This window comes from Kitasatospora sp. NPDC101157 (assembly GCF_044768255.1).
Lineage (GTDB): Bacteria > Actinomycetota > Actinomycetes > Streptomycetales > Streptomycetaceae > Kitasatospora.
The window spans coordinates 113463-120513 of record NZ_JBIWPL010000026.1 but is presented as its reverse complement, the minus strand read 5'-3'; the positions used below and the strand labels follow the sequence as shown (position 1 = coordinate 120513).

Here is a 7051-nt window from a genome sequence, read left to right as displayed (position 1 = left end):
GTGGTGATGGCTCGCCGGTGCGGGTCGGAGACCAGGGACCGGAGGATCAAGGCGGGTGCGCTGACGAACTCCTGGTCGGTCATGGCCACTTCTTCTACGGAGGGGGCAACCATGCACCCACCCTAATGCTGTGACCGCGAAGGTTCACCGGTTCGGCGGCCGCCTCGCTGCCCGGGGGGCGTGTTGGGTCCCATCTGCTGGGCGGTAACAGCCCCGAGAAAAACGGATTGCCTCGGGACCGCGGCCCACGTTGGCTGGGCAACATGACTGAACTGCGTACCGATCGCCTCGTCCTCCGTCGATGGCAGGACTCCGACCTCGAACCGTGGGCGGCGATGAATGCCGATCCCGAGGTCCGCGAGCACTTGGGTGACCTGCTGACCCGGGAACAGAGCGATGCCTCCGTGGCACGGTTCCGGGCCGAGTTCGACGAGCGGGGCTACGGGTGGTGGGCGATCGAAGTACTGGCGACGGGCGAGTTCATCGGCTTCGCGGGCCTGGACCAGGTCGATGACGGCATGCCGTTCACGGGGGTGGAGATCGGTTGGAGGCTCGCTCGTCCGGCCTGGGGCCAGGGCTACGCTACCGAGGCCGCCGTGGCGGCCCTGGCCTTCGGCCTTGGGGGCCTTGGACTCCCCGAAATCCTGGCGGTGACGACAGCCACCAACCTCCGCTCCCAGGCGGTCATGCGCCGGATCGGCATGACCCGGGATCCCGCTGACGACTTCGACGACCCCGCCGCGCCCGAGGGGCCACTGCGCCGGAATGTGCTGTATCGGATCGCCCGGGGCACGAATGTGTGACGCTCCGCGCTCGGTCGCCTGATCACGCGGCCAGTGCGGGTCTGCCGCCCGAGCGGAGCCTCTTCCCGCTGCGGACGCGGGCGCGTTCCCGGCGTTGGACGGCCGGGAAAAGCCGTGGTGCGGCCGCGGCGGCTTGGGCACACTGTGCGGGATGATCACCGACTACTGGCCGCTGGCGGGCCTGCGCGTCACCACGCCCCGCCTGGAACTGCGCGTGCCCACCCAGGACGAGCTCGGCGAGGTCGCGGACCTCGCGGCGCGCGGCGTCCACCTGCCGGCCGAACGCCCCTTCCTCACCCCGTGGGGAGAACTGCCGCCCGCCGAACGCGCCCGGCACGTCCTGCAGATGCACTGGCGCCGGATGGGGCGCTGGACGGCGCAGCGCTGGGCGCTGGACCTGGTGGCCTTCCACCAGGGGCAGCCGGTGGGCGTGCAGGACATGCGGGCCGAGGAGTTCGCGGTGCGGCGCGAGATCACCTCCGGTTCCTGGATCGGCCTGGAACACCAGGGCCGGGGACTGGGTACCGAGATGCGCGCCGCGATGCTCCACCTCGCCTTCGCGGAACTGGACGCGGTGTCGGCGACGTCGCTGTCCTTCACCGACAACCACTCCTCCCTCGCCGTCTCCCGCAAACTCGGCTACCGCCCGGACGGCATCAGCCGCGACGTCCTGGACGGACGGGTGGTGGAGACCCAGCGCCTGCGCCTGTCCCGCGACCACTGGCAGGGCCCGCCCGTCCCGGTCACCGTCACCGGCCTCACCCCCACCTGCCGCACCCTCTTCGGCGCCACCACCACCCCGCCCCAATAGGAGACGCTGGGTGGTGGAACGCACGCTGAGCCGGCTGATGCGCTCGCGGCGCCTGGTGCGCGACGAGACGCTGTCCGCCGTGCACGAGCAGATGGTGCTGTGGTCGATGACGACGCTCATGAGCCGCCGGCTCGTCCGGCGGCGAGCGTGAAGCGTCCCGGGGTGGGTTCGGGCCTTCAACCCCTGAAGGCCCGAACCCACGATCGAGGACGTCACACAGCACGATCCGGTTCGCGGAACGGCTGAGGACCCGCAGCACGCGATGCCCATGTCGCGTCCCGGCTCCCCCTGGACGCATACGCGCCGAATACCGAGGGATCGAGATCCTTGAGGGACTCCAGTACCAGAGTGGCAATCGCAAGGCGAGGATCGCAGCGATCAGCGGCCTCGGGAACGGCGACGACCGTCATCTGGGCTGACACCCCAGCGAGGACGCCGTTGAACGAGTCCTCGATCACAATGCATTCGCCGGGTGACGCGCCGAGGGCGGCGGCTGCGCGGAGATAGGCGCCCGGGTGGGGCTTGCCGTGTTCGTCGTCTTCGGCCGAAAACACGGCATCGAAGGATCGGTCAAGACCGGTGCTCGCGAGCGCAGCCCGAATCACCGACTCCGGCGAGGATGACACGACAGCCATCGCCCTCGATGCACGCGCGCACGCCGCGACGGCGTGTTCGGCACCGGGTTTCAGCGACACTGCCTCCAACCTCCGGCACACGGCGGTCACGATCCGCTGCTCGACCTCGTGGGGGTCGGCTTGAATGGTGGCCCGATCGAACCAATGGGCCACCATGTCCCTTTGCCGCAGCCCGCGCGTCGCCGCCTGCATCTCCGTTGTGAGGTGCAGGCCAAGCGGACCGAACACTTCACGCTTTGCCGCGTCCCAGATCGGCTCGGAGTCGATCAAGAGGCCGTCCAGGTCGAACAGGACAATCGGTTGCATCGGTTGCTCTTTCGTTGGCGATCACGTGAGGACGAGACGATTCGCTGCCCCGCCGTACATGAGCAGATGGTGCTGTGGTCGACGACGATGCTCATGAGCCGCCGGCTGGCCCGGTGGACTTCCCGGCCGGTGCGGCGGCGGGGCGGCGGCGGGGCGGCGGGCTTGCCGGGTGGGTGAGCGCCGGTCAGGGGGTGAGGGCGCGGGTGAGCGCGTGGGCGAGGGTGGTGAGGGAGTGGAGGACGTGGATGCCGTCGGCGACGGGGGTGTTGCTGACGGCGCGGTCGAGCCAGAAGGCGTGGAGGCCTGCGTCCCGGGCGCCTTCGGCATCGAGGGTGTACTTGTCGCCGACGTAGGCGACCTCGTGCGGGGGCAGGCCCAGGGCGGCGCAGCCGGCGTGGAAGATGCCGGGGGCGGGTTTGGCTTCGCCGTGCTGGTCGGAGCAGACGAGGGCGTCGCCGAAGTGGTCGAGCAGGCCGATGGCGCGCAGTTTGCGGCGCTGGTGGTCGGTGTCGGAGTTGGAGACGATGCCGAGCCGGTAGTGGGGGGCGAGCCGGCGCAGGGCGGGTCCGGCGTCGGGGAAGGCGGCCCAGGCGGCGTCGCGGTGGGCGGCGTAGCCGGCGAACCAGGCTGCGGCCTGGTCGTCGCTGAGGTGCTCGGCGCCGTCCTGGCCGAGGCGGGCGAGGAACTGGCGGGTGCGTTCGTACTGCTGGCCGCGGAAGGTGAGTTGCCCGGCGAGGTAGCGGGCGTACTGGTCCTCCATGACGTCACGCCACAGGGTGAGGGCGGCCTGCGGGCGAGGGAGACGCTCCAGCAGGCCGATGTCCCGGAGGTGGGCGAGGATGCCCGTCTGCTCCGAGTGCGTGTAGTCGAACAAGGTGTCGTCGACGTCGAAGAGAACGCCCCTGATCGGCATGGACCCGTCCTTTCCGTTCCGGTTGCGCCGCGAATGGCCGCCGTGGTTGGCCGCCGTAGTTGGCCGCGCCGTGGTTGGGACCTTACGTGTCGCCGTCGCGGGCGCCGCGGGCGAGGCGGTCGGCGAGGGCGGTGACGAGGTCGCGCAGTTCCTGGGGGCGCTCGATGGCGAAGGGCCGGTCGAGTGCGGCGAGCACCGGGGGGAGCCAGGTGAGGCGCTGGGCGCGCAGTTCGACGCGCAGCCAGCGCTGCCGCCCGGGCGCCCCGTCCGCCCGGACCGGGCCGGGCTCGGTCTCCGTCAACTCGGCGACGGTGACGGGCAGGTGGGCGCGGATGTGTTCGGGGGTGGCGTGGATGCGCAGGGTCACGCGGTGGCGGTAGTCGGCGGTGGCGAAACCGGTGATCAGGCGCTGTGCGGGATCGGGGCCGTCCGGGCCGTCCGGGCGGGCAGGTTCCTGGAAGGTGCCGGGCAGGGTCCGGGCGTCGGTGACGCGGTCGAGCCGGAAGGTGCGTTCCTCGTCGAGGCGGGTGTCCGTGCCGGTGAGGTACCAGCGGTCCGCGTGATTGACGATCCCGTGGGGGTGCAGGGTGCGCTCGCTGGGTCGGTTGTCGCGGTCGGTGTAGCGGATGGCGAGGGGGCGGCGGTGGCGCACCGCATCGGCGACGGTGAGCAGCACGTCGGCGTCGGGGGTGGCGGTGGTGCCCGCACCGGTGGGCGCGGGCGGGTCGGTGTGGGCGAGGGTGTCCTGCAGGGCGTCGAGGCGGCGGGCGGTGTGGCGGGGCAGGACCCGACGGATCTTGGCGGCGGCCGTCTCGTTGGCGGTCCGCTGGGCGGCGGTCAGGTCGGTGCGGCGGGCGGCGAGCAGACCGAGCAGCACGGCCAGCGCCTCGTCGTCGCCGAGCATGAGCGGGGGGAGGCGGTAGCCGGGGGCCAGGCGGTAGCCGCCGTAGCGGCCGCGCACCGACTCCACGGGCACGTCCAGCTCGATCAGGTGATCCACGTAGCGGCGCACGGTGCGTCCCTCGACGCCGAGGCGCTCGGCGAGTTCGGCGACGGTGCGGGTGCCGCCGGACTGCAGCAGTTCCAGGAGGGTCAGCACGCGGGCGGTGGGTCGGGGCACCGGAAGAACCTACCGCGGATAGCGGACCGGTTCTGTCCGGTATCGGCCCTAGCCTGCGGAGCGCAAGGTTTCAGCACGCACGGCCAGGGAGATTCCATGGACTTCGTCTCGATCCGCATCATCACCGGCGACGTGGCCCGCCTCGTCGGGTTCTACGAACGGGCGACGGGGGCGCGGGCGGTGTGGGCCACCGAGGACTTCGCGGAGCTCAGGACCGCCGGGGCGACGCTGGCGATCGCCTCCACCCGCACGGTGGCGCTGTTCGCCCCGGGCAGCGCCACGGCGGCCGACAACCGCAGTGTGATCACCGAGTTCCTGGTCGACGACGTGGACCGGGTGCACGCGGACCTGACCGACGCAGGCGCAGGTGTAGGTGCCGGCGCAGATGCCGGTGCCGGGGTCAGCGCTGGTGTTGGTGCCGGTGTTGGTGCCGGTGTTGGTGCGGTCGATGTCGTCGCCGGGCCCACCACGATGCCCTGGGGCAACCGCTCGCTGCTGGTCCGCGACCCGGACGGCAACCTCGTCAACTTCTTCGCACCCGTCACCCCGGAGGCGGCGGCGCGGCTGGCGCGCTGACACCGCCGCGGCACTCGCGCGCGCCCCGCGTCCGGGCCCGGGCCCGGGCCCGGGCCCCAGAGCCTCAGGCGGTCGCGGGCGCCGACGCGAGGAGGGCGTCCAGCAGGCCGGGGAAGCGGGCGTCCAGGTCGGCGCGGCGCAGGCTGACGAAGCGGTTGCGGCCCGCGACGCGGGTGGTGGTGACGCCGGCCTCGCGCAGGACCCGCATGTGGTGGGAGACGGTCGACTTGTGCAGGTGTTCCAGGCCCAGGTCGCGGGGGGCGCAGGAGTGCTCGGCGCCGTCGGCGTAGCTGAGCAGCAGGCGCATGCGCACGGGATCGCCGAGGGCGTGCAGGACGGTGACGAGGTCGATGTCGGCGGTGGCGGGCTGGGGCAGCCGCTCCTCCCCGGCCGTCGGCGCGGCGGTCACGGGCGCAGGGGTCACGGGCGCAGGGGTCACGGGCGCAGGGGTCATGGGCGCGGGGGTCATGGCGGCTCCGGTCCTCGGGCAGGTGCGGCGGCAGTGGGGATGGTTTGACAATCATCCACCAATCCCCGATTGTTTGGCGAGCATCAAACCGTTGCATGGTCGTCCAACAATAGCCTCGGGGGGCTTTCCCGTGCCCGTACGCCTGCTCCTGCTCGCCCTCGGCACCTTCGCCATGGGCACCGACTCGATGGTGGTGGCCGGCATCCTCGGCCCGATCTCCGCCGACCTGGACGTGTCGGTGGGCGCCGCCGGCCAGCTGGTCACCGTCTTCGCGCTCGGCTACGCGCTGCTGGCCCCGCCGCTGGCCGCCGCCACCGCCCGCTGGCCGCGCCGGCGCCTGCTGCTGACCGCGCTCGCCGTCTTCAGCGCCGCCAACGCCCTCAGCGCCCTCGCGCCCGACTACGGACTGCTGCTGGCCACCCGGGTGCTGGCCGCCGCCGGTGCCGCCCTCTACACCCCCACCGCCAACGCGGTCGCCACCACCCTGGTCGCCCCCGAGCGACGCGGCCGGGCGATCGCCACCGTACTCGGCGGCATGACGGTCGCCACCGCGCTGGGCGTACCGCTGGGAACCTGGGTCGGACGCGCCGACTGGCGGCTGACGATGTGGCTGGTCACCGCGCTGGGCCTGGCCGCGTTCGCCGGACTCGCCGCCCTGCTGCGCGGCCTGCCCGCCCCCGCCGCCGCCCCCGCCCTCGGCGCCCGCCTCGCCCCGCTCGCCCAGCGCCGGGTACTCGGCGCGGGTGCCACCACCCTCGCCTTCTTCCTCGCCTTCCAGAGCGTCTACATCTACCTGGCCACCGCCGTTCACGGCGCCACCGGCGGCGACGCCGACCGGCTGAGCCTGATCCTGCTCACCGCCGGCGTGATGTCGGTGGTCGGCAGCTGGCTGGGCGGACGCCTGGTCGACCGCGCCGGGGTGCGCAGTGTCCTGCTGACCGGCTCCGCCGTCGCCGCGTGCGCCTTCGCCGCGCTGCCGTGGCTGGGGCGCAGCATGCCCGGGGCGCTGGCGTACTCGGTGGTGGTGCCGCTGGCCGGGTGGGCGGTGTCGGTGGCGCTGCCGCACCGGCTGGCCTCGATCGACCCGGCCAACGCGCCGCTGCTGATCTCGCTGAACAGCAGCGCCCTGTACCTGGGGACGGCGGCGGGCGGCGTGGCGGGTTCGGCGGCGATCGCGGTGCTCGGAGAGCGGTGGTTCCCGCTGTTGGCGGCGGGGCTGGCACTGGCGGCGTGCGCGATCGCCGCAGCCACCACCCGCGACCGGCGCGCCCACACCCCGGCTCCGGCAGGCGGAACGGTGGCGGCAGGCGCAGCGGCGGTGGCGCACGGCCGCGAAACCGTCCAGGGCTGAGGCACCGCAGGACGGCCGGAGCCGGCACCCCCGACGCCGAGCGCCGCGCCGGGCACCTGCCGGTCGA

Annotated in this window: 9 protein-coding genes; 5 read left to right on the top strand and 4 right to left on the bottom strand. The window is 72.9% G+C overall.

Annotated elements, in window-relative coordinates:
- Positions 1–263: 263 nt before the first annotated feature.
- The 3 genes from ACIRVF_RS35155 (at position 264) to ACIRVF_RS35145 (ending at position 1765) form a co-directional block, all read left to right on the top strand.
- Positions 264–803, top strand: coding sequence for a GNAT family N-acetyltransferase (locus ACIRVF_RS35155; protein ID WP_402827302.1), 540 nt, complete (start codon positions 264–266; stop codon positions 801–803).
- 151 nt (positions 804–954) lie between these two features.
- Entirely contained in the window at positions 955–1614 is a 660-nt protein-coding gene (locus ACIRVF_RS35150) for a GNAT family N-acetyltransferase (protein ID WP_402827299.1), read from the top strand.
- 10 nt (positions 1615–1624) lie between these two features.
- A complete protein-coding gene (locus ACIRVF_RS35145; protein ID WP_402827296.1) occupies positions 1625–1765 on the top strand; it encodes a hypothetical protein in 141 nt (46 codons plus the stop codon).
- 61 nt (positions 1766–1826) lie between these two features.
- On the opposite strand, the gene ACIRVF_RS35140 is transcribed toward ACIRVF_RS35145, so the two are convergent.
- The 3 genes from ACIRVF_RS35140 to ACIRVF_RS35130 all read right to left on the bottom strand — a co-directional run bounded on the left by ACIRVF_RS35140 (position 1827) and on the right by ACIRVF_RS35130 (position 4588).
- Complete coding sequence (locus tag ACIRVF_RS35140) at positions 1827–2555, bottom strand: HAD family hydrolase (RefSeq protein ID WP_402827293.1); 729 nt, start codon at positions 2553–2555, stop codon at positions 1827–1829.
- 184 nt (positions 2556–2739) lie between these two features.
- Positions 2740–3468 (bottom strand): HAD family hydrolase, encoded by a 729-nt coding sequence (locus tag ACIRVF_RS35135; protein ID WP_402827290.1) that lies wholly within the window; start codon positions 3466–3468, stop codon positions 2740–2742.
- An 82-nt stretch (positions 3469–3550) separates the two neighbouring features.
- Positions 3551–4588 carry a helix-turn-helix transcriptional regulator gene (locus tag ACIRVF_RS35130; RefSeq protein ID WP_402827287.1) on the bottom strand — a complete coding sequence of 346 codons (1038 nt, stop codon included), beginning with the start codon at positions 4586–4588 and terminating at the stop codon, positions 3551–3553.
- A 96-nt stretch (positions 4589–4684) separates the two neighbouring features.
- On the opposite strand from ACIRVF_RS35130, the gene ACIRVF_RS35125 reads away from it, so the two are divergent.
- The gene (locus ACIRVF_RS35125; RefSeq protein ID WP_402827284.1) at positions 4685–5164 is read left to right on the top strand and encodes a VOC family protein; all 480 of its coding nucleotides are present in this window, start codon (positions 4685–4687) and stop codon (positions 5162–5164) included.
- A gap of 64 nt (positions 5165–5228) precedes the next feature.
- On the opposite strand, the gene ACIRVF_RS35120 is transcribed toward ACIRVF_RS35125, so the two are convergent.
- Positions 5229–5588, bottom strand: a complete 360-nt coding sequence (locus ACIRVF_RS35120) for an ArsR/SmtB family transcription factor (RefSeq protein WP_402827281.1) — start codon at positions 5586–5588, stop codon at positions 5229–5231.
- A 175-nt stretch (positions 5589–5763) separates the two neighbouring features.
- Between ACIRVF_RS35120 and ACIRVF_RS35115 the strand changes: the two genes are divergently transcribed.
- Positions 5764–6984 carry an MFS transporter gene (locus tag ACIRVF_RS35115; RefSeq protein ID WP_402827278.1) on the top strand — a complete coding sequence of 407 codons (1221 nt, stop codon included), beginning with the start codon at positions 5764–5766 and terminating at the stop codon, positions 6982–6984.
- The last annotated feature ends 67 nt before the right edge of the window (positions 6985–7051 follow it).

Excerpts from the sequence above, each read along its gene's own strand:
- ACIRVF_RS35155 (WP_402827302.1), top strand. The coding sequence starts at position 264 with ATGACTGAACTGCGTACCGATCGCCTCGTCCTCCGTCGATGGCAGGAC.
- ACIRVF_RS35125 (WP_402827284.1), top strand. The coding sequence starts at position 4,685 with ATGGACTTCGTCTCGATCCGCATCATCACCGGCGACGTGGCCCGCCTC.
- ACIRVF_RS35135 (WP_402827290.1), bottom strand. The coding sequence starts at position 3,468 with ATGCCGATCAGGGGCGTTCTCTTCGACGTCGACGACACCTTGTTCGAC.
- ACIRVF_RS35150 (WP_402827299.1), top strand. The coding sequence starts at position 955 with ATGATCACCGACTACTGGCCGCTGGCGGGCCTGCGCGTCACCACGCCC.
- ACIRVF_RS35140 (WP_402827293.1), bottom strand. The coding sequence starts at position 2,555 with ATGCAACCGATTGTCCTGTTCGACCTGGACGGCCTCTTGATCGACTCC.